The organism is Curtobacterium sp. MMLR14_006, from assembly GCF_001864985.1.
GTDB lineage: Bacteria > Actinomycetota > Actinomycetes > Actinomycetales > Microbacteriaceae > Curtobacterium.
Window position 1 is genome coordinate 71,403 of record NZ_MJGU01000020.1, and the last position, 24,331, is coordinate 95,733.

A 24,331-nucleotide genomic window follows, 5' to 3' on the forward strand; every position below is an offset into this window, starting at 1 on the left:
CGTTAATCGACGACCTCCGGCAACGGCCCGGACCGCTGAGCCGACGCACGGCTGAAGAGCACGTGGCCGACGGCGGAGCAGATGACGAGCAGGACGAACGTGAAGGTGAGGTTGATGAGGAGGTACGCCCCGTTGCCGTTCAGCAGGAAGACCCGGATGCCGTAGACGGCCACGCCGGCTCCGAGGGTGGCGAGCGGGCGGGACGGACGCCGGAGGCGGACGACGGCGGCGTGCCAGGCGAAGCCGAGGGCGATGAGCACGAGGACGCACACGAGCACCGGCATGCTGTAGAGCAGGTACACCGGACCGCCGACCGTGACCGGGACGAGGAACGCACCGCGTTGGATCGGCGTGCCGGTCACCACCGACGACACCAGTTCGTCGAACGAGTACCCCTCTGGTGCCGTGCCGAGGTACCGACCGAAGAGGACGCCGACGTCCCGGAGCAGCACGGACGTGTCCTCGGCGATGCCGACGGGTCGCGCGGTCAGCGCCGTGTAGCCCGCGATGATCGCATCGCTCGTCGATCGCCGGACGACGTACGCGAGGCCGGCATCCGACCCTGCCAACGTCTGGTACTTCGAGCCGACGTACGTGACGTAGGCGATCGCGACGACGCCACCCGCTGCGAAGCCGAACAGCTGCTTCACACCGAGCCTGCCGAGCCGGATCGTGAGTCCCAACGCCGTGATGATCAGCACCTCGATGAGGCCGCCCTTGAACCCGAGGAAGACCTGGGTGACGGCGAAGACGAACCAGAGCGTCATCGCGGGTCGCCGGGATCCACGCGACAGCGTCGACAGGCCGATCAAGGCCGCGATCGGGAGGGCGTAGAGCACGGCCCTGCTCGGGAACCCACCCAGTCCGCTCGACCCGACGTCGAAGCGGCTCGTCTCGACGCTGCTGCTCAGCAGGGGGATGCCGACCGCCGAGAAGTGCAGGACGGCGAGGAGGCCGAGCACGACGACGCACCCGCGCAGGAAGGAGAGGAGCCACGGCGGGGTGGTGTCCGCGGGCGGCGGGAGCCCGGGACCCATCCGGCTCGCGACGAAGACGCCGACGGTGAACAGCAGCGGAGCGAGGAGCACCACCGCCTGCCCGCGGACCGGCCCGCGGTCCTGGATGAGCAACGCGAACCCGACGGTCGGGAGGATCCACTGTGCGAGCATCACCGCGGTCACGCCGAACGCCCCGGTGCCGACGCGGCGACGGGTGCCGACGGGCGTCGCGCCCGTGGAGGACCTCGCGGTGGCCTGACGTGGCAACGAGACCCCCTCAGCGACAGACCGGGCGTCTCCCGTGCAGCAGCATTCTGCCAGATCGTCGCAACCGACCGCAGGACGATCGCCGCCTAGAATCGCGCACTGGGGGCACAGGCCTCCTCACAGCGCATGGAGACTCACTTGCACATCATGCCGATCTACGGCACCCGTCCGGAAGCGATCAAGTTCGCCCCGATCGTGAAGGCCTTGACGGCCCACCCGACGCTGACGACCCACGTCACGGTGACCGGGCAGCACCGCGAGATGCTCGACCAGGTCAACGAGGTCTTCGGCATCGTGCCCGACACCGACCTCGCCATCCTCAAGCCCCGCCAGACGCTGGTCGACATCGCGACCGCGACCATGCAGGGTCTCGACGAGTTGTTCGCCCGCGAGACGCCGGACGCCGTGGTCGTCCAGGGCGACACCTCCACGGCGTTCGCTGCAGGGTTGACGGCCTTCTACCACCAGATCCCCGTGGTGCACCTCGAGGCCGGTCTCCGGAGCCACGACCTCCGCCTGCCGTTCCCGGAGGAGGGGAACCGGAGGCTGCTCACCCAGATCACGTCGCTGCACCTCGCCCCGACCCCGCAGAGCCGTCAGAACCTGCTCGACGAAGGCGTCGACCCCGAGACCATCGTCGTGACGGGGAACAGTGTCATCGACGCGCTCCTGCAGGCGCGGTCACGCGACCACGCGTCGTTCTCCGACGACGCGCTGCAGCGAGCGGTCGACTCCGGGCGTCGCATCCTCCTCGTGACCTCGCACCGACGTGAGAACCTCGGCGGCGGGATGGAGCAGATCGCGGCAGCCCTGGTCGAACTGGCGACGGCGCACCCCGACCTCCTCGTCGTGGTCCCCGTCCACCGGAATCCTGCGGTCCGCGAGACCCTCCTGCCGCCGCTGCGAGGTCTGGACAACGTCGTGGTCACCGAGCCGGTCGGGTACGGCGAGTTCGTGCACCTGCTCGATGCCTCGTCGATCGTGCTCACCGACTCCGGGGGAATCCAGGAGGAGGCCCCGGCGCTGGGGAAGCCCGTGCTCGTGATGCGGGACTCGACCGAACGGCCCGAAGCCGTCGAGTTCGGCGTCGTCCGGCTCGTCGGGACGACGGCGTCCGTCATCGTCGACGCCGTCGACGAACTGCTCCGCTCAGACGCGGCCTACGCGGCGATGTCGCACGCCGTGAACCCGTACGGCGACGGTCTGGCCACCGAGCGGACCATCGCTGCGTTGGAATCGCTGGCGGCGGGTCGACCGGTGTCCGAGGTCACCGGCTTCGACCCGCGCGGCGACGCGCCCCGCTGACCAGGTCGGGGTCGAGCTGTCAACCGGTCAGGAACGGCGCGGCAGCTGCGACCAGACCGGGAACCCCGAAGACCGCCGCGTACACCGAACAGATGGCGGCGACGTCCTCGGCGGACCGCCGCCGCTCCGGCTTCCTCGTCTCGTCCCGCGCGAACGCAGCGCACAGTTCCTTCAGGACGGTGAGGAACGCGCCGACCACGACGAACCCGAGGGCCACCCACCCGTTCGGCGCGATGAGCACGACGAGGGTGAGCGCGGTCGCTGCGAGCACCACCGCGACAGTCGCCACCTTCCAACTCCGGAAGAACCGCCGGACTGATCCGGGGTCGTGCGCCGGGCCGGTCTCCGGCCCGACCGCGCGACCGGCGCGATCCGTCGGCGTCCGACGACCGGTCAGCACGGCGTTCGTCGCCAGTCCGGCCAGGAAGACCACGGACAACCCACCGACCGCGAGCGGCCGTCGCCACCGTCGCGCTCGCACAGCGCCGTCAGTGCGCATCGTGCCCGGGGCGCAGGACGGCCTTGACCGTGCGCCAGAGGATGACCATGTCACCGGTCATGGACCAGTTCTCGACGTAGTACAGGTCCAAGCGGATCGCGTCCTCCCACCCCAGGGACGACCGGCCCCCGACCTGCCACAGTCCGCTCATGCCGGGTTTGAGCAGGAGGCGCCGACGAGCAGCGTCGTCGTAGAGCGCGACTTCCCCTTCGCGCTGCGGTCGCGGCCCCACGAGGCTCATCGTCCCGAGGAGGACGTTGAAGAGCTGGGGGAACTCGTCGAGGGAGTGCTTGCGGAGGAAGTGGCCGATCGACGTCACACGGGGGTCGTTCTCGACCTTGAAGAGCGGCTTGTCGGACGTTCCCTGACGCTCGAGCAACGCGGCGAGCTCGGCATCGGCGTTCACGCGCATGGACCGGAACTTGAGCATGCGGAACGGTTCACCGTTCTGCCCGATCCGCTCCTGGCGGTAGAGCACCGGCCCGGCGCTGGTGGCCTTCACGGCGACCGCGATCGCGACGAGGACCGGTGAGAGCACGGCGGTCAGCAGCGCCGCTCCGACGAGGTCGAAGGCACGCTTCAGGAAGTGCGTCGCACCCTCGTACCGCGGCATCTCGACGTGGATCAGCGGGAGTCCGGCAACCGGACGGGTGTGGATGCGGGGGCCGTTGATCTGGGTGAGGCTCGGCGCGACGATGAGGTGCTGTCGACCGCCCTCGAGCCCCCAGCTCAGCTCGCGCACCGCCTGCGCGCCGAGTTCCTCGGAGCTCGTCACCGCCACCGTGTCGGCTCCGGTCGTGTCGAGGGCCGCGAGGGCGTCCGTGATCTTCCCGACGACCGGCACACCGGGCTCGCCGATCGTCTCGCCTGCACGCCCGTCCGGCACGCACACCGCGACGACGCGGTAGCCCTCCTCGGGATGCCGGGCGAGTTCTCCCGCCAGGTGCTCGACGCTCGACCGCGACCCGACCAGGAGCACCTGCGCCGAGTAGTTGCCGTTCCACCGCTGGGCGTTCAGCCACTGCCGCCAGATCCACCGACTGAACATGAGGACGACCGTCCCGAGCGGGAACGCGATGAACACGTAGCCACGAGCCAGGTCGACCTTGAACACGTAGGCCACGATGGCGACGAACGCGAACAGTCGGATCGACGCGTCGACGATCCGCCGGTACTCCGCTGAACCGGTGCCGATGTAGCGGTGGTCCCTGGTGTCGTAGAGCGCGAGGACGACGAGCCACGCCACGATGATCCCGAGCGAGACCGCCGTGTAGCCGATGGCCAGGTCGGCGACGCTGCCGCTGACCGCCGCGCTGTCGAAGCCGAACCAAGCGATCTGGACGCCGAAGACGACCCAGACGAGGACCAGGAAGTCGGTGGCCACGAGACGGCGTGCGTACCGCTTCGCCCAGGGAACCGCAGCGGTGGTCTGCCGGCTCGTCAGGGTCACCACGTCAGGCCGCCGTCGTCGGACACCAGCACGTCGTCGCCCGCCCACAGCCAGGCGGACGTCCCAGCACGTGCGACCACGACGGTGCCGCTCGTGTCTGCTCCGGCGGCGCAACCGACCGGGGTCAGGATCGTTCCGTCCGAGGGCAGCGAGGCCAGCTGTACGCCGTCGCAGCCCGTCGCCGCGCTCCGCGCGACCGTGAAGACATTGCCCTCGGCCGCGAGCGACCGGACGCCGCGGACCGGCAACGAGGCCCAAGGGGACGACCCCGATCGCGACACCAGCCCGTCCTCGCACACGACGGCGACGGTCTGGTCGGCTTCGGCTGCCTCGACGGGCTCCGCGCAGGGCTCGGCGATGGTGCCCGACGACAGGACGACCCCGTCCGGACCGACGACGATGCCGGCAGACCCCACCACGCCCTCGCGCCACGTCGTGCCGCCGTCGGTCGACGTCCGCACCACTGTCGCGCACGTCGGGCCCGAACCGATGACGACCGAGACGCCGGCCTCGTCGGCCCGGAGCGCCAGCACGGCACCCCGCACGTCCCCGAGGTCGACCCTCGTCCAGGAAGCACCACCGTCCTCGGTGTGTTCCAGGACTCCGTCTGCGCCGCCGCACGCCCCTGACCAGGCGCGCCACGCATCGCGGCCGGTCGAGGCCGACAGCAGACGGCGGACGGGCACCACCGACGCGGCCGGGTCAGCCGTGGCGGAGGTGGACGGTCCAGCCGACGAAGTCGGTCGGGCGGGCTCGCTCGACGGCGGACGCGGAACGCTGGAGAAGGTCGGGACGGGACCGGGGGTGCCGTTGGAGGAGGGCTCCGTACGGGACAGCGCGAGGGCGACGAGGACGACGTCGACCACGACGAGCACGACGACGAGCACGGCGATCCAGACGAGCGTGCGGCGCGTGGGGGTGCCACGCGAGGCCTTGCGTCCCCGGCGGCGACTCACGCGGGGACCTCGGTCACCTGACGGCCCCGCGGGCAGCAGCGGCACGGCCGCGCTTCGGCGGCTTCGGCGGCTCGGCCTGGTCGTCGTCCTGCAGGCCGTACCCGTAGGCGTAGCCGTACCGGCCGTACCCGTAGGCACCCGGCCCCTTCGTCGGCATCATCGTCATCACGAAGCCGGCGATCGGGGCACCCACGTTCTCGAGCGCGCTGACCGCACCGGCGAGCTGACCCTTGTGGGTGCGCCCTGAGGCCACCGCGACGATCGCGCCGGAGGCCTTCTTCGCCAGGATCGCGGCGTCCGTGACGGGCAGCAGCGGCGGGGCGTCGAAGAGCACGTAGTCGAACTGCTGCTCGAGCGCGGCGATGAGGTCCTGCATGGCACGGGAGCCGAGGAGTTCGGAAGGGTTCGGGGGGATCGGACCGGCCGGCAGGACCACGAGGTTGCCACGGCCCCAGGGCTGCGCCACGTCCTCGATCTCCGCGCGCCCGATGAGGACGTCGGTCAGACCGACGCCGCCCTCGATGTCCATGTACTGCGCGACCTTCGGTCGGCGCAGGTCGGCGTCGATGAGGACGACGCGGAAGCCGGCGTTGTCGAGCGCGATCGCGAGGTTCGCGACGGTGGTGCTCTTGCCCTCGGACTCGACCGACGACGTCATCACGAAGGTGCGCGACCCGGTACCGATGTCGAGGAACTGCAGGTTCGTCCGGAGCGTGCGGAACGACTCGGCGCGGGGGCTGCGCGGGTCGACCTGCACGATGAGCGGACGCTCGGATGCCTTGCTGTCGAAGGCGATCCCGCCGACGACCGGCTTCTCGCTGATCTTCTCGACGTCGGACTCGGTGCGGATCCGGTTGTCGAGCGTCTCGCGCAGGACGGCGACGCCGACGCCGAGCGCCAGGCCCACCAAGAGGCCGAGCACGACGTTGACGGGGACGTTCGGGCTCACCGGGGTGTTCGGCACCTGGGCTTCCTTGACGCGGGTGAGCTTGACGGTGGCGGTGCCGTCCGCGTCCGTCGCCTCGATGTTCTGCACGACGTTCGTCAGGCTCTCCGAGGTCGCGTTCGCGATGTCGGCCGCCTGCTTCGGGTCGGTCTCGTCGACGGTGATCGAGATGAGCGTGGTGTTCAGCGGGGCGTCGGAGCTGACGATCTCCGCCAGCTCGTCCGAGGTCATGTCGAGCTTCAGGCTCGAGATCACCGGGAGGAGCACGATCGGCGTCTCGACCAGGTTCGAGTAGGTCAACACCCGCTGCTGGGTGAACGTGTTGCCCTGTGCGAGGTCACTCGCGCTCCCGCTGGTCTGCGTCGAGACGAAGACCTGCGCCGAGGCCGAGTAGACCGGTTGCTTGAGCAGCGAGTAACCCGCCGCTGCCGCGACGCCGATCAGCGCCAGGACGAGCATGAAGACCCATCCCTTGCGCAAGACCGCGATGTAGTCGCGTAGCTCCACGCGGCACCCTTCCCCGAATGTCGCCGTGTCCTGCAGTCCCTGTCACAGGTCGACCGGGATCGTCCCAGCGTTCGGCATAGAAATAGTGCCACACGCAAGCGTCGCCGCGACGCATCGTTCGCAGGCCGATCGACCGGGCGCCGACCCTGGTCCCACCGTTCAGGACGGCCGTCGACCCGACTGCGACGGCACGGGCCCTCGACCCCGTGAGAAGCGACGCCCGAGTTCGATGAACGGTGTCTCGAACCAACGGTGGACGACCCATGCGGCGGTCACGGAGAGCGTCACCGCGACCGGGACACCCGCCCACGGCGACGGGACGACGCTCCGGACGCCGTCGATCACCGGGAGGTGGAGGAGGTACAGCGCGTAGCTGACCGCACCCAGCCAGAGCATGCTCGGGACGGAGCGGGACGACCTGCGCAGCGAGAACACCGTGAACAGGAGCACCCCGACCCAGACGGAGAGGTTGAACCCGATCAGACCGTAGCCGTGGGCCGGGTCCTGCTGCGATGCGATCAACGGCGCGCTGCAGAGCGGGACGACGACGAGCGTCGCGCAGGCGTACCCGATCCAGACACGACTCCCGCGGCGCTCGCGCAGGTGGATGCTGTGCCCGAAGGACGCGAGGAAGAGCATCAACGGCGTCGTGGCCGGGAGCTCCTTGCCGATCGCGTACCCGGTGACGGACATCGCTGCGTAGAGCGCGAGCCAGGCGTAGCCCGCGTAGACGGTGCGGTCGAGGTGTCCCAGGTGCTTGCCCAGTCCGGACTGGACGTAGTAGAGCAGTTCCGGCCCGAGGGTCCACGCGCTCCCGAGGACACTCGGCAGCGCGACGATCCCCTGCACCATGAGCAGGTTGGCGACGAGCACGAGGATGCCGTCATCGGTCGCTGGGTGTGTGGGAAGCTGCACCAGGATCGCCACGCCGAGGACCAACCAGTACACGGGGAAGAGTCGCCAGAACCGACGCACCGCGAACACCCGGACGTCTTGGGTCGACAGCATCATCCCGACCACGTAGCCGCTCACGAGGAAGAACGCGACGACACCGACCCGACCGACGCTGAGGTACTGGAGGGCGTACCGGGTGTACTCCGGCATCCACGCCTCGAGCGCGTGTTCGAGGACGACCGCCGCGGCGGCGACTCCCCGGATCGCGTCGAGGAACTCCACCCGACCGGCTCGGACGGAGGCGTCGGGGAGCGTGACGTCGCTCGTCTGCGGCATGGGGCCTCCCCGGGCGCACCGCGTCGTCGTCCCTTGGTGAGCAGGCACTCCGCGTCGGCGCATGTGGTGCGGGTCCTGATCGATCCCGCACACCGATCCTACCCAGGAAATGACGGGTGATCACGTCCTCACCGGAGTGCAGCTCGAGGGCAGACCCCGCCCCGTCCCGTACGGTGTCGACATGCAGCCCGACCAGGACGCGCCGACGACCACCCCCGGTACCGCGGCTGCCCGCGACCTCCGCGTGGTGCTCGTGGCGATCGCCGTGGCGGTGGTGCTGTCACGACTGGTGACCGGCGTCGCCCGGTCCGGGGCACTGCCGTCCCCGGTCGTCCAGGTGCTCGCCGCGGACCTGGTGGTGTGGGTGCCGCTCGCGCTCGGCGTGTGGTGGGTCCTCCGCCGTTCGGCTCCCGTGGCGCTGGTCCGTCGGCTCGGCCTCGGCTGGCCGGACGCGGTCGCGGCGATCGGGGTCGCCGTCGTGTGCCGTGGGCTCGACGCGGGTCTGTCGGTCCTGTTCTCCGGCACGACGGGCCTGACGCCGCCGGTGACGCTCGGCCCGCCCGACGTCGTGCCGCTCGTGGTGGCGGCGGTCGGGGTCTGCGTCGTCAGCCCGGTGCTCGAGGAGGTCGTGTTCCGCGGGGTGCTGCAACGCCGCCTGGCGTCGGAGCTGACGCCGCGCACGCGCTTCCTGGCGGTGCTGCTGACGGCGTTCCTGTTCGCCCTGCTGCACTTGCTGCTCGGAGCTGGCGGGACGACACTCGCCGGCTTCCAGGTGTTCGTGACGACCTTCGTGCTCGGCCTGCTCACCGGCGTGCTCGTCGCGATGACCGACCGCCTCGGTGGTGCGGTCCTGGCGCACGTGCTGTTCAACACGGTCGCCGTCGTCGCCACCTGGCCGCGCTGACCCGGGTCCGCACCGGGAGCGTCGGCAGCGCAGCCAGCGTCGGTCCGGCGTCGGCGTCGCGGCGGGTCCGTCACGCGCGGTGGCGCTCGGCCTCCGCGTCCACCTGTCGGCGCGAGGGGCGCCGCGCGCCGACGATCGCCCACGCCGCTCCGGCCAGCACGAGGACGGCACCGGTGACGGCTCCGGTCGTGCGGGTGCCGTCGCCGGCGCGGTCGTCGGTGAGTGCGCCGAGGGCGAGTCCGGCGCCGACGACGAGCAGCGCGAGGGCGATCACCGTCACCCGACGGTCCGTCCAGCGGGAGCTGCCCGGCGGCAGGCCGGTGAACGCGGCGACGACGGTCACCCAGGCGGTGAGCACCCACCAGTTGACGGGGACGAACCGCCCGAGCACGAGCAGGGCGACGAACGACGCGACGGCTCCGCCGATGCACCAGGTGCGCCAGTGCCCGAGGTCGTCGTCGGTCGTCATGCGCCGACCGTACCGGAGCGGCATCGGCTCCGACCGGTGCGGTGTTCGCGCCGCCACCCGAACCCGAATCGAGCAGCGGCGCACGCGGACGCAGTGCGTCTGCGCCTCGGACGCACGGGGCGTCCTCGGTCTGTGGGGGTGGGTCGGTCAGCCCACCAGGTCCAGGTCCCACACGGGCGGGACGTACGCGCGCTGCCAGCCCTCGCGCAGGCGTGTGACGGCGCGGTCGTAGGCCTCGAGCAGGTCCATGTCGGGGCGCACCATCGACTGCAGCTGCAGGCCCTCGTAGGTCGCGAGCAGCTGCTCAGAGCCACGGGCCGGGTCCATCGTGTGCGGCTCGCGGCCGAGCAGCACGTCGCGCTCGAGCGCGTGCTGCACGAACGCGTGGAAGCGACGCCAGCGCGCGTGCAGCATCGGCGCCAGCGGGTGCTCGGGCGAGGCGGCGATGTTGAGCGTCGCGGTCAGGAAGCGCATGAGCGTCGGGTCGGCGACGTTGGCCGTGACGATGGCGCGCAGGAAGCGGACGGTGCCGTGCTGCTCGGCGATCGGCATGAGCGGGGCGGTCCGCTCCTCGTTCCACTTGTCGATGGTCGCGAGCAGCAGGCCGTCCCAGCTCGGGAACGCCTGGTCGACGACGTCGACGGACTCCCCGGCCTCGGCGGCCACGACGGCGGGGGTGACCTCGTGCATCGGACGGGAGCGGAGCGCCCGCTGCATCGCCGCGACGACCTTCGGCCGGAGGTCGTCGTCGTGGGCCCGGCCCGAGGGTTCGTTGTGCATGGTGACGAGTCCACCACCCCGCGGTGCACGTCGACTACCCCCAGAACGGGAACGCGCGTTCCCTGGCTGGTCGGCGGGACGCTGGACGCCCGGGGCGCGGTGAGCGATACTCAGGCGATGGAGCGGAAGCAGATGCTGACCATCGCCGTCCTCGCGGCGGCCACGGCGAGCGTGCTCGCCGGGTGCGCGACCGGGGGCACGACCGGGGCCGGCGACGGCGCCGACGGCCCGAGGGGCGCGGGCGACGACGTCGTGGGGTCGGGGTCCTGCATCGACTACGTCGCGGCGAGGACACCTGCCGAACGCAGCGACCTCGCGACCCTGGTGGTCGACGCCGAGGTCACCGCCACCGACCGTACGGTCGAGGTCGGCGGGGTGTACGAGGTGCGACGGGCCAGGATCACCGGCGTCGAGAAGGGTGACTCCCCCGGCCGCACCATCGACGTCATCAGCCCCTCGGACCAGTGCACGACGGGCGGGCAACCGGTCGAGTACCTCGAGGGCGACCCGCTCGCCCAGGACGGCACCTTCCGTCTGTACCTGCACCGGAGCAGCGACGACGACGTCTGGCAGCTCGTCGTCCCCGGCGCCGCCGAGCCGATCACGGCCACGGCCACGCCCGCGGCCGACTGACCGACCCGACCGATCGACCCTACGGCTGGTCCGGCACCGTCACGATCCGGTTCTGGTACGCCCACACCACGGCCTGCAGCCGCGACCGCACGCCGAGCTTCGGCAGCATCCGCGCCAGGTGCGACTTGACGGTCGACACCTCGAGCACGAGCGCGGCCGCGATCTCCTCGTTCGACATCCCCTGCGCGAGCAGCAGGAGCACCTCGCGCTCCCGGGCGGTGAGCACCCCGTCGGCCCGGTCGCCGGAGACCGGCTGCAGGCTCCGCCGCGACACGAACTCGCGCAGCACCCGCCGGGTCAGGGCCTGGTCGAGGGTGCCGTTGCCGGCGGCGACCTGCCGCACGGCGTCGACGATGGTGTCCGGCTCGGCGTCCTTGAGCAGGAACCCGGAGGCGCCCGCCTCGAGCGCCCCGAACACGTAGTCGTCCAGGTCGAACGTCGTCAGCATGAGCGCCGGGATCGCCGGGTCGGCGTCCGGCGCGCAGAAGATCCGCGCGAGCTCGATGCCGTTCATCACCGGCATCCGGATGTCCAGGCAGGCGACGTCGGGGCGGGTGGCGCGCGCGAGCGCGAGCGCCTCGCCGCCGTCGGCGGCCACACCGACGACCTCGATGTCCGGCTCCGCGCCGAGGAGTGCGGACACCCCGGCACGGACCAGGGGCTGGTCGTCCGCGACCAGCACGCGGATCACGCGACCACCCCGGTGCCGTCGGCGGTCTGCGCGGGTGCGGCAGCTGCCTCCCGGCCGAGCGCCAGCTCCACCAGCCACCCACCGGTCTCGGTCGGGCCGGTCTGGAGGCGCGCCCCGACCAGGTCCGCCCGCTCGCGCATCCCCCGCAGGCCGTTGCCGCCCGAGGGAGAGGTCCCCGCTGCCGGGACGGTGGCCGGTGCGTTCTCCACCCGGATCACCACCCGGGTCGCGTCGCGGTCGTCGATGGTGACGGTGCACGGGGCGGACGGGGCGTGCAGGGCGGCGTTGGCCAGCGCCTCCTGGACGGTGCGGTAGGCGGCGAGCTGCGCGAGCGGGCCGACGCCGTCGGCCAGCGGACGGTCACCCGGCAGCACGTCGAGCCGGACGTCGCTGCGGAACCGGGCACGCTCGACCAGGTCGACGATGCCGGCGACCGTCTCGACGGCCCGCTCGGCGGGGGCGTCGTCGCGGAGCAGGCCGACCAGGCGGCGCAGGTCCTCGAGCACGGCGGTGCTCTGCTCGCGGACCTGGCGGGCGCCCTCGTGGGCACGCTCCGGGTCCGCGTCGATCTGGCGGTCGATGACGGCGGCCATCAGGGCGATGCCGGACAGGTGGTGCGCGGCGATGTCGTGGAGCTCCCGGGCCATCGCGGCCCGCTCGCGGGACACCGCGGCGTCGACCAGGGCGTCCTGCTCGCGGTTCACGGCGCTCGCCTCGGCGGTGCGGGCGACGCGGACCTCGCGGCGGGACAGCACCACGAGGGTGACCAGCAGCGGCAGGCCGACGGCTCCGACGGCCTGCAGCACGCCCTGACCGAGCGCGCCGGTGAGGCCGTCGGCCGAGCCGGACGCGTTGGTGGCGAGCGCTCCCTCGCCGACGACGACGAGGACGGCTGCGGTGACGAGGGCCGGCCAGAGCCGGACGAGCGGGACCCGGGCGGCGGTCAGGACGACCGCGACGGCGATCGGCAGCGCGGTCAGGTCGAACAGGTCCGCCGAGGCCGGCGCGAGCCCGGCGACGACCACGGGGATCGCCGCGACGACGACGAGCGTGCTGCGCGCTGCCCGACGGACGGCGAGCAACGCCGCCGACTGGGCGAGCAGGCCGAGGGCCAGGACGGCCCACGGGACGGTGAACGGTGCGGCGGCCCGCAGGGCGAGGCCGGCCGTGTCGGGCTCGGCGGCGTCGAGCGGCGGCAGTCCGAGCAGCAGGCCGAGGGCCACCACGGCCGTGCCGAGTGCGACGAACAGGTCGACGCGGCGAGCGCGGCGTGCGTCGGACGTCGGCTGCGCGGCCGGCGTGGCCGGGGCGCGCAGCGCGTCGTGCTCAGCGGGTGCCATCGTTGGATCCTACGAGGCGGGCGTGGTCCGGGACCGGTGCGTCGAGGGGCAGGGCGCGTCGGGCCGGGTCGTAGCCGAGTCGACCCCGGGTGGCGACGAGGAGCACCACGGCCGCGGTGGTCGACATGATCGTCAGGCCGATCATCAGCGTGCCGGCGGTCATGCTCGGGTACATCTCCGGGAACAGCATCGAGATCGTGTTGTTCACGCCGACGTGCAGCAGCAGGGCCAGGGGCAGGCTCTCGCGGGTCTTGTTGAAGACCTGGATCATCACGACGTTGAAGGTGATGGTGAACAGGGCGAACACGACCGGCTCGCTCCAGTGGGCGTTCGGCCACCCGCCCCAGTCGCTGAGGTACAGCGGCATGTGCCAGAGGGCCCAGATCGGCCCGAGGATCGCGGCCGCGCCGAGGCCGCCGAAGCGGTGCTGCAGCCGGGGCAGGGCGAAGTCGCGCCACCCGGGCTCCTCGCTCAGACCGGTCGAGAACAGCTGGATGACGAGGCCGGGCACGAGCGAGGCGATCGCCAGGACCGAGGGGGCCCGCACGTCGCCACCGGCGAAGGGCAGCGCGGACACGACGATCAGGGCCGGCACGACGACGAGCGCCAGCGCGTACCAGTACCAGGCGACCCGCCAGCGGAAGAGCCGGCCCACCCAGCGCCGCAGACCAGCGCGGCCGTCGGCGACCGCCGTGACGATGAAGGCGCTGCCCAACGGGCCGAGGAGCGCCCCGGGCAGGACGCCGGTGAACTGCCCGCTGCCGAGGACCTCGGGGAAGTGGATGTCCCACACACCCATGCCGTGCGGCGACAGGATGTACGGCACCCAGGCGAGCCAGCTCAGGCCGAGCGCCATCGTGAAGAAGGACGCGAGCGGGTGCCGGGCGATGACGCCGCGGACACCCCCTCGGTCGCGGGCTGCGGTGCCGGCCGTGGGCCGGACTTCGGTGGTGTTCGTCATGCAGACGACGCTAGGAAACGCGCCGCCGCGGGACGACCGGCTTCGGGACGCACCTGCCGGAGTTCCATCGAAGGATGCAAGTGCTCCCGGGCCGCTCAGTCGGTGCGTTGGGCGGCCAGGTGGGCGAGGACGACGGGGTCCTCGCAGCCGCGAGCGAAGCCCCGGATCCGCCGGTCGATGTCCCGTTGCAGCACGAACGCACCGATCCGCTCGGCGAGGGGCGCCAACCACCTCGGCCGGCAGGTGAAGTTGTAGCGCCAGACCGCCAGCGTGGAGCCGGGCTGCCCGTCGACGGGGGTGAAGCGCCACCCGCCGCCCATCCGCTCGAAGAACCACGAGCCCTTCGTCATCTTCATCCCGACGTTCGACGGCGGGTGGTACGACACGTACTCGCTCTCCATGCGGAGCCCGAAGCGCTGCACCGTGGAGGTCCGGACGCCCTTCGCCGGCAGCGTCGCGCCGTCCATCAGGTGCTGCCGCCGGATGAACGGGTCCCACCGCTTCCGGATCGCGCCCTGCGTCTGCGAGACGGCGAAGGCGACGTGCGCGTCGACCGGCACGACACAGCGGGACTCGACGACGGGCATGCGGCCATGCTGCCACGTGGGCCGGCGAGCGGACGGGAGGCCCGGTGCGGCTCCGCCTGCGCAACCCGCGTCCGTCGTCGCCCGCCGCTCACACTGTGGTCACGTACAGGCAACCGGCGCGACAGACGACGCCGCGAGCATCGTCGGGTGACCGCTCACCGATCCCGCCGCAGGTCCGCCGCGCTGGGGGCCACCGCCCTCGCCGTGGCCGCTGCCGTCGGCCTGCCGACCCTGTCCTCCTCCCCGACCGCCGCCGCGGCCGCCGCGCCGGACGCCGACCTCGCGTCGCGCTTCACGCTCGCCGTGCTGCCGGACACGCAGTTCTACTCGCGCTACTCGGCGTCGCAGTTCGTGCCCCGGTACGGCGACGACCCGTTCCACGTGCAGACGCAGTGGCTCGCCGAGCACGCCGACGACCTGCACATCCCCTTCGTCACCCACGTCGGCGACGTCGTCGACCAGGTCGGGCAGCCCGGCGAGTGGCAGGCGGCCGACCGCGCGATGTCCGTGCTCGACGACGCCGGGCTGCCGTACAGCGTGACGACGGGCAACCACGACGTCCGGAACTCGGCGGACACCGTGTTCGACACCTCGTACGACCTCGCCGCCGAGCCCTACCTGCAGACGTTCCCGGCGAGCCGGGCCACCGGCCAGCCGACCGTCGAGTCCGGCACCGACCGCACCGGCCTGAGCCAGTTCCACGTCTTCGAGGCCGAGGGCCAGCGGTTCCTGTCGCTCGCCCTGCCGTGGCGCGCGTCCGACGAGACCCTCGCCTGGGCGGACCAGGTCATCGCCGCGCACCCGACGCTGCCGACGATCCTCACCTCGCACGAGGTGATCAACATCGCCACCGACGGCCTGACCCCGGTCGACACGGCCTACGGCGAGCGCCTGTGGAAGCAGCTCATCGCCCCGAACGACCAGGTGTTCCTGACGCTGAACGGGCACTTCCACGGCAGCACGTGGAAGAACCGCACGAACGACGCCGGCCACGCCGTGACCCAGGTGCTCATCGACCACCAGATGGACTACGAGGGCGGCGACGGCTACCTCGGGCTGCTCGAGTTCGACCTGACGAACGGCACGCTCGCGATGCAGACCGCGTCGCCGTGGGTGACGTGGAAGCCGACCGAGACGCTCACCTCGTACGACCAGCCGCTGCTCGACGGCGACCACCAGCGCTACACCGTGCCGGTCGACTTCCGCACCCGGTTCGCGGGCTTCGCGCCGGACTTCCGCGCCGGCTCCGCGGACGAGCCGCCGCTCAACGACCGCGCGCGGGCGATGCTGCTCGACGGCTTCGAGGGCGCGCCGCCCACCACGACCGAGCTGCCCGGCGGCCGCGCCGACCACACCGACGTCGACGGCACCCTGGCCTGGTGGCGTCCCGGTGAGCAGGCGGCCGGTGTGCTCGCTCCCGGAGCGACCGTCGACGACGTCGTCGGGGACGCCGACCTCACCCGCCTGACGCACGCCGAGTCCGGCTCGCCGACCGCGCAGGACGGCGACGTCACGATCGTCGACGACGCCCACCCGCTGTCCTCCGACGGTGCCGGCCTGTGCTTCGCGAACGCCGACAAGGCGGCGAAGCGGTTCAGCGCGCTCACCTCCCCCGGGGACACCGCCGTCGACCGGGCGACGTTCCCGGACGGCTACACGATCGAGACGTTCCTCGAGGTCGACCCGTCCTGGACCGACGGCGCGAACTCGTGGTCGAAGGCGATCGTCCGCAGCGGCAACCGCTCGCAGATCGGCGTGCCGCAGACCCGCTGGGACTGGACGGCGTCGCCGGCGGCGCTCGGTATCTCGAACCTCAAGGAGTTCCAGTGGACCGAGGTGACCGCCGACGCGTCGAAGGGTGACCGCACGGCGTGGTCGGGCGAGATCATCCCCGGTCGCTGGCTGCACGTCGCCCTGGTGAACGACGTCGACGCCCGCACCACCACGATGTACGTCGACGGCGCCCCGGTGCTCCGCAACGCGACCGACACCGGCGGCCAGACCGTGCAGGACGGCATGCCGTGGCTGTTCGGCAGCGACTGGGTCGACGATGCCGCGACGAACGGCTGGAACGGCTGCATCGGCGAGACCCGCGTGGTCGACCACCCGATCGGCGCCGATTCGTGGCTGACCGCCCGCGCCGACCTCGACGCCCTGACCGTCGACGAGCCGGGCACCGACGCCGTGCCGACCGCCGTGACCGGTTCCGGCCACCCCGGCGCCACCGTGACCCTGTCCGGCGCGGTCCGCGGCACCACCGAGGTCGCCGCGGACGGCCGGTGGACGGTCGCCCTGACCGGCACCGCGGCCCGTGCCCGCGCGCTCGAGACCGCGGCGGCGCAGGCCGTGCAGTCGATCGGGACCCGGAGCGGTGCCGCCGTCGACTTCGCGGTCGCGGTGCCCGCGGCGGAGGAACCGGGCGACCCCGGCGACCCCGGCACCCAGGACCCCGGCACCCAGGACCCGGGCGCCGGTGACCCCGGCACCCAGGATCCCGGTGCCAACGACGAGGGTGCGGGCGCCCAGCCGGGCGCCGGCACGCCGACGCCGAGCGCCGAGGGCCCCGGCGCAGACGGTCCGCAGGACGGTTCCGGGGAGCTCGCCTTCACCGGCGCGGACGGCCTCGGCCTGGCCGGGGTGGCGGCGCTCGTGCTGCTGACCCTCGGCACCGCGGTGCTCGTGCGCCGACGCCTCGGCGCCCTGCCCCGTCTGCCGCGCACGGACCGGTAGTCCGACCGCTCGACCCGACGGCGGGCACGGTGCGACGAGCACCGTGCCCGCCGTCCGACGTTCGCGGGCGCGCCGCCGGGCAGCGGCGTTCCGGCGACCCGACGTGGTGGGGTGGGGTCATGACCAGCGACCTCGTGCCGTGGGTGGTCGCCGGGGGGCTCGCCGTCGTGGTGGTCGTCCTGGTGCTCGTCCTGCGGCGACTCCGATCCGCCGCCCGCTCCGACCTCGACGCCGCCGAGCGCGCCCGCGCCGACGAGCTCGCGCGGCTCGACGCCGAGCACCGCGAGCAGGCCGATGCCCGCGACGCGGAGCACCGGCGCTCCCTGGACCAGGCCGACGCCGCACGACGCGACGCCCTGACCGCCGCCGAGCAGAGCCGCGACCTCGCGCGCGGCGGCATGCGGTGGGAGGAAGCGTCCGCGCAGGTCATCCGCCAGGCCGCGATCGCCGCCGGGCTGAACGGCGTGCTCATGACGAACGTCGTGTTCGTGCCCGCCGACGAGACCGAGCGCGGCTCGTGGCGGCGGTTCGTCGCACAGGCGGACCACGTGCTCGTCTCCGACGCCGGGCGCGGACTGGTCATCGAGAGCAAGCGCTGGGGTGGCATCGTCTTCGACGGCCGTCGACCGAGCGAGGTGCACCCGGCGTTCCGGAACCTGCTCGACGAGTCGTCGCTCGTGCCGCCGTTCGCCGTGCAGGTGCAGAGCCGGACCGTGCTCAACCACGAGCAGGAGGCCGAGAACTGGTGGCAGGTGCGTGTGCAGGCGAAGAACGCCGCTCCCGCGCAGCAGGTCCGCGTGCAGGCACGCCGCCTGGCGGGCTTCGTCGACGCGGCGACCGGCACGCGCCGGACCTGGTTCGACACCTGCGTGTTCTACTCGTCGCCGACGGCGATGGCCTACGTGCAGGCGGAGGACCGGAGCGGCGGCGCCTCGACGGCCGTCGTGACGAACCAGCACGAACTGCAGTCGGCGCTCGCGGCGTGGGCGGCGAAGGACGCGGTGCCGAACCGGGCCCGTGCCGACGCCGTCGTCCGGGCGCTCGCGGGCCAGGGGGCGCACACGATCACGATCGGGTCGTACCGGCTGCCGGAGTGACCCGGCGGCCGTCGACCGACGCCGCGTCGTCGTCGAGCGCGGTCAGGCCGTGGCGACGGCGCGCAGGGCGTCCGCGATGCGGGTGACCGCGGCGTCGAGCTCGTCCGCCACCCGGGCGTGCGTCGCCTCGGACCGGCGGTAGGGGTCGTCGACGTCGTCGTCCGCGGGGTCGGCCGGCGGCGGCACGGTCCCCCGCAGCCGCGCGACCCGCTCGACGAGTGCCTCGGCGGTGTGCACGTCGGCCAGGTCACCGGGCTCGAGCCCGTCGAGCACGCGGGCGAACTGCTTCACCGTGAAGGTGCGGCGGGCGGCACGCGGCACGAGCGACACCACGGCCTGCCGGTGCGACCGCTCGGCGGTGAGCACGAGGTCGGTGTCGTCGACGATCGCCGCGGTCAGGTACCGCGACCCGTGCCCGGACGGTTCGCCTCCGAGTCGGGCCGACTGCGCGGCGGCGGCGGCGTCCATGGCCGCGCCGTCGTCGGCGATGGTGCCGGCCGACCCGACCCGGAACGCCGGGGCGTCCGGGCCGAGCCGTGCCGTCAGGACCTGCTCGCCGAGCGGCGACCGGCAGATGTTGCCGCTGCAGACGAACAGGACCCGCACGTCAGGCCTGGTCCGCGCCGAGCAGGTCGTGGCGGACGACGATGGCGTCACGGCCGGGGCCGACACCGATGGCGGAGATCCGCGCACCCGACATCGACTCGACGGCGAGCACGTAGTCCTGCGCGTTCTTCGGCAGGTCGTCGAACGACCGGGCGCCGGTGATGTCCTCGGTCCAGCCCGGGAAGTCCTGGTAGACGGGCTTCGCGTGGTGGAAGTCGGACTGGTTCACCGGGACCTCGTCGACGCGGACGCCGTCGACCTCGTACGCGACGCACACCGGGATCGTCTCGAGCCCGGTCAGGACGTCGAGCTTCGTGAGCACGAAGTCGGTCACGCCGTTCACCCGGGCCGTGTAGCGGGCGATCGGGGCGTCGTACCAGCCGCAGCGACGGGGGCGCCCGGTGGTGGTGCCGAACTCGAAGCCGTTGGCGCGCAGGAACTCGCCGGACTCGTCGAAGAGCTCGGTCGGGAACGGGCCGGCGCCGACACGGGTCGTGTACGCCTTGACGATGCCGATGATCCGCTCGAGCTTGCCCGGGCCGATGCCGGAGCCGGTCGCCGCGCCGCCGGCGGTCGCCGACGACGAGGTGACGAACGGGTACGTGCCGTGGTCGACGTCGAGCATGGTCGCCTGCCCGGCCTCGAACAGGACGGTCTCGCCGCGCTCGAGCGCCCGGTGGATCTCGAGCCCGGTGTCGGCGACCATCGGCCGCAGACGGTCCGCGAACGACAGCAGCGACTCGACGACCTCTTCCGGGTCGATCGCGCGGCGGTTGAAGACCTTGAGCAGCAGGTGGTTCTTCTGGTCGAGGGCCGCCTCGACCTTCTGCCGCAGGATGTTCTCGTCGAAGATGTCCTGGATGCGGACGCCGACGCGGTTGATCTTGTCCGCGTAGCTCGGGCCGATGCCGCGACCGGTGGTGCCGATCTGGCGCTTGCCGAGGAAGCGCTCGGTCACCTTGTCGATGGTGCGGTGGTAGTGCGTGATGACGTGCGCGTTCGCCGACACGAGGAGCTTCGAGGTGTCGACGCCGCGGGCCTTGAGCGCGTCGAGCTCCTGGAACAGGACCTCGAGGTCGACGACGACGCCGTTGCCGATGATCGGCGTGACACCGGGGGTCAGGATGCCGGAGGGCAGCAGGTGCAGGGCGTACTTCTCGCCACCGACGACGACCGTGTGCCCGGCGTTGTTGCCGCCGTTGAACTTCACGACGTAGTCGATGCGGCTGCCGAGCAGGTCGGTGGCCTTCCCCTTGCCCTCGTCGCCCCACTGGGCGCCGATGATGACTGCTGCGGGCATCTGGTTCTCCTCACGTTGGCGGAGGACCTCACGCGACCGACGGGCCGGTGGTCCACCCGAGTCTATCGGCTGGTCACCTCCGCGCCACCCGCGTGACGGTGACGACGGGCGGGCGGACGGACGGACGGGAGGCCCGGTGCCAGCTGGCACCGGGCCTCCCGTCCGGTCGGTCCGTGCGTTCCGCGGTCAGGCGCGGAAGAAGTCCTGGTACGACGGATCGCCGACGGGCTGCGCGTGCCCGGGCTCGGCGAGGCGCTGCTCGATCATGGCCTGGATGACGTCCGGCGGGGTGAGCCCACGACGCCGCCACTCGACCGGGTTGGACCGGAGTTGCTTCAACGTGCTCTGCATGGTGACCACCCTGACAGCGCTTCGCTAGTTTGTCTAACTACCTGTCCCCTTCCCGCACCGTCCGGGAACAGACCGGTGCCGGGCCCCTGGACGGGACCCGGCACCGGTGCTGGTGGGACTGCGTGCGACTAGCGGCGAGCGACCTTCGCGGTCGAGCCCGACGTCGCCGTGCCGTCCTTGTACCCCGAGGCGTGGGCCGTCACCTCGACCGAGAACCGGTGCCCGGCGGCCGAGGACGTCAGCGTGTACTTCGAGCCCGTGGCGGTCGTGATCGCCTTCCCGTCACGGAGCCACTGGTACTTGTACGTCGCCTTCGCGGACCAGGTGCCGGGCTTCGCGGTGAGCGTCGCCCCGACCTTGGCGGTGCCGCTGATCGTCACGGCGCTGCCCTTCTGCAGGGCGAGCGTCGGAGGGGTCACCTGGATGGTCGAGACGTCGGCCTGCGAACCCGCGGCGTTGCCGAGGTGCAGGGCGAGCACCTTGGCGCTCGTCACGCCGGAGGCACGGGTCACCGTGAGGTTGCCCGCGTCGGCGAACAGCACGCCGGACGTGCCGCCCTGGCTGAACGTCAGCGCCGGCTTCGACACGTCGAACGTGACGGTCTTCGTCTCGTCCACGACCGACGAGGCGTCCGTGGCGATCGCGGGGGCGTACGCCGACTCGGTCAGGACCGAGTAGGAGAACTTGCCCGTCGCGCCGATGGCGGCACCGGTGACGGTGAGCACCTTCACGGAGCTGTCGAAGGTGTTGACGTCCTGGCCGGGCGCACCGCCGTTCAGCGGCTGCGCGTCGACCGTCTCACCCGTCGCCAGGTCGACCGTCGTCGCGAAGGTCGCGTCGACCGCCGACGACTTCGCGTCGTAGACCAGGTAGTCGGGCTCGCCGTCACGGTCGGTGTCGACGAGGACCTCGACGTTGGTCACGGCGCCCGGGTTGGCGTCGGGACCGGCGGTCTGGACGCCGAAGGCGACCGTGTCCGAGGCCTTGTCGTAGCTCGCACCGTAGGACAGGACGTCCGCCGCCCGCAGCGACTGCGCCGCCGAGCCCTCCGGGAACGTCTCGGCCGGGTCGGTGCCGCCGAGCACGAACGGCGCGACGGTCGAGTGGTAGCCGTTCGTCAGGCCGCCCTGGTCGAACGAGCGGCCCTTCAGCGTCAGGTTCGCGGACTTGCCGGGGCCGGTGAAGGGCACCGTCGTCCGGGCACGGACCGCGCTGACCGGCTTCGGCGCCACGTAGGTGCCGATGCGCATCGGGTCGACCGCCGAGTCGGTCGGCGTGAACGCCACCACGCCCGAGGCCGCGGCGACGAACTCACGCTGGTAGCCCTGCTGCACCGACTCCTGGGTGGGGTCGATGACACGGCGCAGTGCCGTCGGGTCGGCCACCGTGAAGGTGAGCTCGACCGTCTTCGTCACGCCGGACGGCACGGTGATCCGGTTCGTGCTCAGCGCGAAGGCCACGCCGGGCTGGTCCACCTGCGGCTCGTACGTCACGTCGTACGTGTGCGGCGAGCCGTCGGTGTTCTGGATCTCGAGGGTGCGGGTCTCGCTCGTCTTGCCGGCGACCTCGACGACACCGAAGGACGCGGTGACGAGCTGGCCGTTCTCCGCGCTCCGGACGGTGGTGCCGGTGGTCACGGCCTGCAGGGCGTCCACGCGGCCGGTGCCCTGACGGAGCAGGGTCGCCGCACGCGAGCCGTCCTTGACGTCGTGCGTCGCGGTGTTCATCAGCGCGGCCTTGACCTGCTGGGCACTCCACCGCGGGTGCGACTGGAAGGTGAGCGCCGCGATGCCAGCGACGTCCGGGGTGGCCATCGAGGTGCCGCTCATCGACATGCGACCGTCACCGGTGCCGTTGGCGGCGGAGATGACGTTGACACCGGGACCGGCGATGTCCGGCTTGACGATGTCGTCGAACGACCCGTGCACACCGCGGCTGGTGAACGACGCGAGCGTGTTCACGGACTCCGGGTCGGTGGCGAGCGCGTAGCCCTTGAGCTCGTCCGCGAACCGCACGTGCAGGGTCCCCGCCGTGGCGCTGGCGCGGAGGGCGTCCACGGCGTCGAGCGTCAGCTCGGCACCCGGGATCGTCGCGTTGCCCGCGATGCCGGAGTCGAACGTGTTGATCGTGCCCGCCAGCAGGACGCCGACACCGCCGGCAGCCTCGACGTTGTTGAACCGCACGCCCGAGCCGCACTCGAGCGCCGCGTCGGTCCACTTGAGCCAGACGACCTTGCCCGCGATCTTCGCGGCGTCGTCGGCGCTGAACGCCGCGCAGCCGTCGACGTTCGCGGTCGGGACCACGACGTCGCCCTCGACCGGCAGGGTGCCGGTGAAGTTCTGCGAGTACTGCGCACGGTAGGTGCCGGCGACGTCCGACGGCCCGGTGGCCTCGACGGCGTCGAACAGCGACTGGCCGGTCGCGCTGGCCGCGACGGTGAGCGCCCCGGCGGCGTTGCCCGGCGAGCCACCGATGTCGGTGAAGTCGTCGGCGTTGCCCGAGGCGATCACGGGCAGGACCCCGCGGGCCGTCAGCGCGTCGATCTTGGCGTTGTCGGGGTCGTCCGGCGCGCCGTAGTCGGAGCCGAGCGACAGGTTGAGGACGTTGATGTCCTTGCCCTCGGTCAGCGCACGGCCGACCCAGTCGAGCGCCGCACCGGTGACGTCGGTGGAGCCACCGTTGTCACCGAAGACCTTGAGGGCGTAGAGGCCGGACTCGGGCGCGGTGCCCGGGCCGATCCACATGTCCTGGACCTGCTGCGCGGTGAGCTTCGTGTAGTCGCCGTCGAAGGTCTGCTTGTCGGCGGTCAGGCCGTAGCCCGCGATCGTGCCCGCGACGTGGGTGCCGTGGTCGCCGCCCTTGCCGTCGATGGGGTTCTCGTCCGGAGCGGGCACCGGGTCGTAGGACGCCGGGTCCGACGGGTCGGCGTTGTACGTCGCACCGGCGAAGTCGTAGCCGCCGAGGAACTTCGAGCCGTCGTACAGGCTCGGGTCCGGGGCGCCACCGCTCGCGTTCGCCAGCGCCGTGGCGTACGCCTCGGTGGTGCCGGGGCCGCCGAAGTCGGCCTGCGTGTAGTCGAGGCCGGTGTCGAGCACGGCGACGTTGATGCCCGCACCGGTGTGACCGGTCTGCTGCCACGCGTCGAGCGAGCGCGTGTAGATGTCGCTCGCCGCGTTCTTCGGCGCGGCGCCGTCCGCGCCGGGCTTGACGAGGCTCGGGTCGACGCCCGAAGGGGCGACGCCGGCGTCCGGCAGGACCGTCGGCTCGACGACCTTCTTCGGCGTGAGCGGGATGACGCTCTCGACGTCGGGACGCTTCGCGATCGCCGACAGCGCGGAGACGTCGGCGACGACCGCGACACCGGGGACGGTGTACTCGGTCGCGTAGAGCTCCTTCGAGCCCTTGTCCGCCTTCTTGACGGCGGCGCTGACGGCCTCGGTCGTCGACTGGATCGCCTCGACGCGCTGCTTCGCCTGCGTCGAGGGGGACTTCGAGCGGCTGAGGTCGCCGCCCTTCGCCTGGGCGTCCACCTCGAGCGCGCCCTTGCCGGTCGTGCGGATGAAGGCCGAGACGGTCTTCGAGGGCTTCGCATCGCGCAGGGGTGCCGCGAGCTTGAGGTCGGCCACCGAGGTCCCGGCGGGAGCCGCCGAAGCCGCACCCCCGACTGCGAGGCCACCGCACGCGAGGGCCGCGACGGCGAGGCCGGCGGTCAGGACGCGTGTGA

21 protein-coding genes are annotated in these 24,331 nt (G+C 72.2%); 5 read left to right on the forward strand and 16 right to left on the reverse strand.

Features of this window, described 5'->3' with window-relative positions; all coding sequences use genetic code 11:
* Positions 1-2: 2 nt before the first annotated feature.
* Positions 3-1,265, reverse strand: coding sequence for a hypothetical protein (locus BIU94_RS07790; RefSeq protein ID WP_071256853.1), 1,263 nt, complete (start codon positions 1,263-1,265; stop codon positions 3-5).
* A 126-nt stretch (positions 1,266-1,391) separates the two neighbouring features.
* Here BIU94_RS07790 and wecB point away from each other — a divergent pair, with 126 nt between their 5' ends.
* Entirely contained in the window at positions 1,392-2,570 is a 1,179-nt protein-coding gene (gene wecB / locus BIU94_RS07795; RefSeq protein ID WP_071256855.1) for a non-hydrolyzing UDP-N-acetylglucosamine 2-epimerase, read from the forward strand.
* A gap of 19 nt (positions 2,571-2,589) precedes the next feature.
* Here the strand turns inward: wecB and BIU94_RS17365 are convergent, their stop codons facing one another.
* The 5 genes from BIU94_RS17365 to BIU94_RS07820 form a co-directional block, all read right to left on the reverse strand.
* Entirely contained in the window at positions 2,590-2,859 is a 270-nt protein-coding gene (locus tag BIU94_RS17365) for a hypothetical protein (protein ID WP_139196352.1), read from the reverse strand.
* A gap of 199 nt (positions 2,860-3,058) precedes the next feature.
* Positions 3,059-4,453: a sugar transferase gene (locus BIU94_RS07805; protein ID WP_254784787.1), complete on the reverse strand. Its 1,395-nt coding sequence runs from the start codon at positions 4,451-4,453 to the stop codon at positions 3,059-3,061.
* 62 nt (positions 4,454-4,515) lie between these two features.
* Positions 4,516-5,475 (reverse strand): hypothetical protein, encoded by a 960-nt coding sequence (locus BIU94_RS07810; RefSeq protein WP_139196353.1) that lies wholly within the window; start codon positions 5,473-5,475, stop codon positions 4,516-4,518.
* A 13-nt stretch (positions 5,476-5,488) separates the two neighbouring features.
* Positions 5,489-6,928 (reverse strand): polysaccharide biosynthesis tyrosine autokinase, encoded by a 1,440-nt coding sequence (locus BIU94_RS07815; RefSeq protein WP_071256863.1) that lies wholly within the window; start codon positions 6,926-6,928, stop codon positions 5,489-5,491.
* A gap of 159 nt (positions 6,929-7,087) precedes the next feature.
* A complete protein-coding gene (locus tag BIU94_RS07820; protein WP_071256864.1) occupies positions 7,088-8,158 on the reverse strand; it encodes an acyltransferase in 1,071 nt (356 codons plus the stop codon).
* 181 nt (positions 8,159-8,339) lie between these two features.
* On the opposite strand from BIU94_RS07820, the gene BIU94_RS07825 reads away from it, so the two are divergent.
* Positions 8,340-9,062, forward strand: a complete 723-nt coding sequence (locus BIU94_RS07825) for a CPBP family intramembrane glutamic endopeptidase (RefSeq protein WP_175472168.1) — start codon at positions 8,340-8,342, stop codon at positions 9,060-9,062.
* Positions 9,063-9,132: 70 nt separating this feature from the next.
* Here BIU94_RS07825 and BIU94_RS07830 read toward each other — a convergent pair whose 3' ends face one another.
* Positions 9,133-9,531, reverse strand: a complete 399-nt coding sequence (locus BIU94_RS07830) for a hypothetical protein (RefSeq protein ID WP_139196354.1) — start codon at positions 9,529-9,531, stop codon at positions 9,133-9,135.
* Positions 9,532-9,678: 147 nt separating this feature from the next.
* The gene (locus BIU94_RS07835) at positions 9,679-10,311 is read right to left on the reverse strand and encodes a TetR/AcrR family transcriptional regulator (protein WP_071256871.1); all 633 of its coding nucleotides are present in this window, start codon (positions 10,309-10,311) and stop codon (positions 9,679-9,681) included.
* 117 nt (positions 10,312-10,428) lie between these two features.
* Between BIU94_RS07835 and BIU94_RS17775 the strand changes: the two genes are divergently transcribed.
* On the forward strand, positions 10,429-10,944 hold the full coding sequence (locus BIU94_RS17775; protein WP_071256873.1) for a hypothetical protein: 516 nt from the start codon (positions 10,429-10,431) through the stop codon (positions 10,942-10,944).
* 19 nt (positions 10,945-10,963) lie between these two features.
* Here BIU94_RS17775 and BIU94_RS07845 read toward each other — a convergent pair whose 3' ends face one another.
* From BIU94_RS07845 to BIU94_RS07860, 4 genes are all read right to left on the reverse strand, one after another.
* Positions 10,964-11,635, reverse strand: a complete 672-nt coding sequence (locus BIU94_RS07845; protein WP_071256877.1) for a response regulator transcription factor — start codon at positions 11,633-11,635, stop codon at positions 10,964-10,966.
* The gene (locus tag BIU94_RS07850) at positions 11,632-12,975 is read right to left on the reverse strand and encodes a sensor histidine kinase (RefSeq protein WP_083404671.1); all 1,344 of its coding nucleotides are present in this window, start codon (positions 12,973-12,975) and stop codon (positions 11,632-11,634) included. The genes BIU94_RS07845 and BIU94_RS07850 overlap by 4 nt, the downstream gene beginning before the upstream one ends.
* Entirely contained in the window at positions 12,962-13,936 is a 975-nt protein-coding gene (locus BIU94_RS07855; RefSeq protein WP_071256879.1) for a CPBP family intramembrane glutamic endopeptidase, read from the reverse strand. Before BIU94_RS07855 ends, BIU94_RS07850 begins: the two co-directional genes overlap by 14 nt.
* 95 nt (positions 13,937-14,031) lie before the next feature.
* Complete coding sequence (locus BIU94_RS07860) at positions 14,032-14,523, reverse strand: SRPBCC family protein (protein ID WP_071256881.1); 492 nt, start codon at positions 14,521-14,523, stop codon at positions 14,032-14,034.
* Positions 14,524-14,670: 147 nt separating this feature from the next.
* On the opposite strand from BIU94_RS07860, the gene BIU94_RS07865 reads away from it, so the two are divergent.
* Both BIU94_RS07865 and BIU94_RS07870 read left to right on the forward strand, forming a co-directional pair.
* Positions 14,671-17,253, forward strand: coding sequence for a LamG-like jellyroll fold domain-containing protein (locus BIU94_RS07865; RefSeq protein WP_217639487.1), 2,583 nt, complete (start codon positions 14,671-14,673; stop codon positions 17,251-17,253).
* Positions 17,254-17,372: 119 nt separating this feature from the next.
* Positions 17,373-18,350, forward strand: coding sequence for a hypothetical protein (locus BIU94_RS07870; protein WP_071256886.1), 978 nt, complete (start codon positions 17,373-17,375; stop codon positions 18,348-18,350).
* Positions 18,351-18,392: 42 nt separating this feature from the next.
* Here the strand turns inward: BIU94_RS07870 and BIU94_RS07875 are convergent, their stop codons facing one another.
* From BIU94_RS07875 to BIU94_RS07885, 4 genes are all read right to left on the reverse strand, one after another.
* Complete coding sequence (locus BIU94_RS07875; RefSeq protein ID WP_175472169.1) at positions 18,393-18,956, reverse strand: low molecular weight phosphatase family protein; 564 nt, start codon at positions 18,954-18,956, stop codon at positions 18,393-18,395.
* 1 nt (position 18,957) lies between these two features.
* Complete coding sequence (locus BIU94_RS07880; RefSeq protein WP_071256888.1) at positions 18,958-20,256, reverse strand: adenylosuccinate synthase; 1,299 nt, start codon at positions 20,254-20,256, stop codon at positions 18,958-18,960.
* A 186-nt stretch (positions 20,257-20,442) separates the two neighbouring features.
* Positions 20,443-20,607 carry a hypothetical protein gene (locus BIU94_RS17780; protein ID WP_175472170.1) on the reverse strand — a complete coding sequence of 55 codons (165 nt, stop codon included), beginning with the start codon at positions 20,605-20,607 and terminating at the stop codon, positions 20,443-20,445.
* A gap of 128 nt (positions 20,608-20,735) precedes the next feature.
* Entirely contained in the window at positions 20,736-24,233 is a 3,498-nt protein-coding gene (locus tag BIU94_RS07885) for a S8 family serine peptidase (RefSeq protein ID WP_071256890.1), read from the reverse strand.
* Positions 24,234-24,331: the final 98 nt, after the last annotated feature.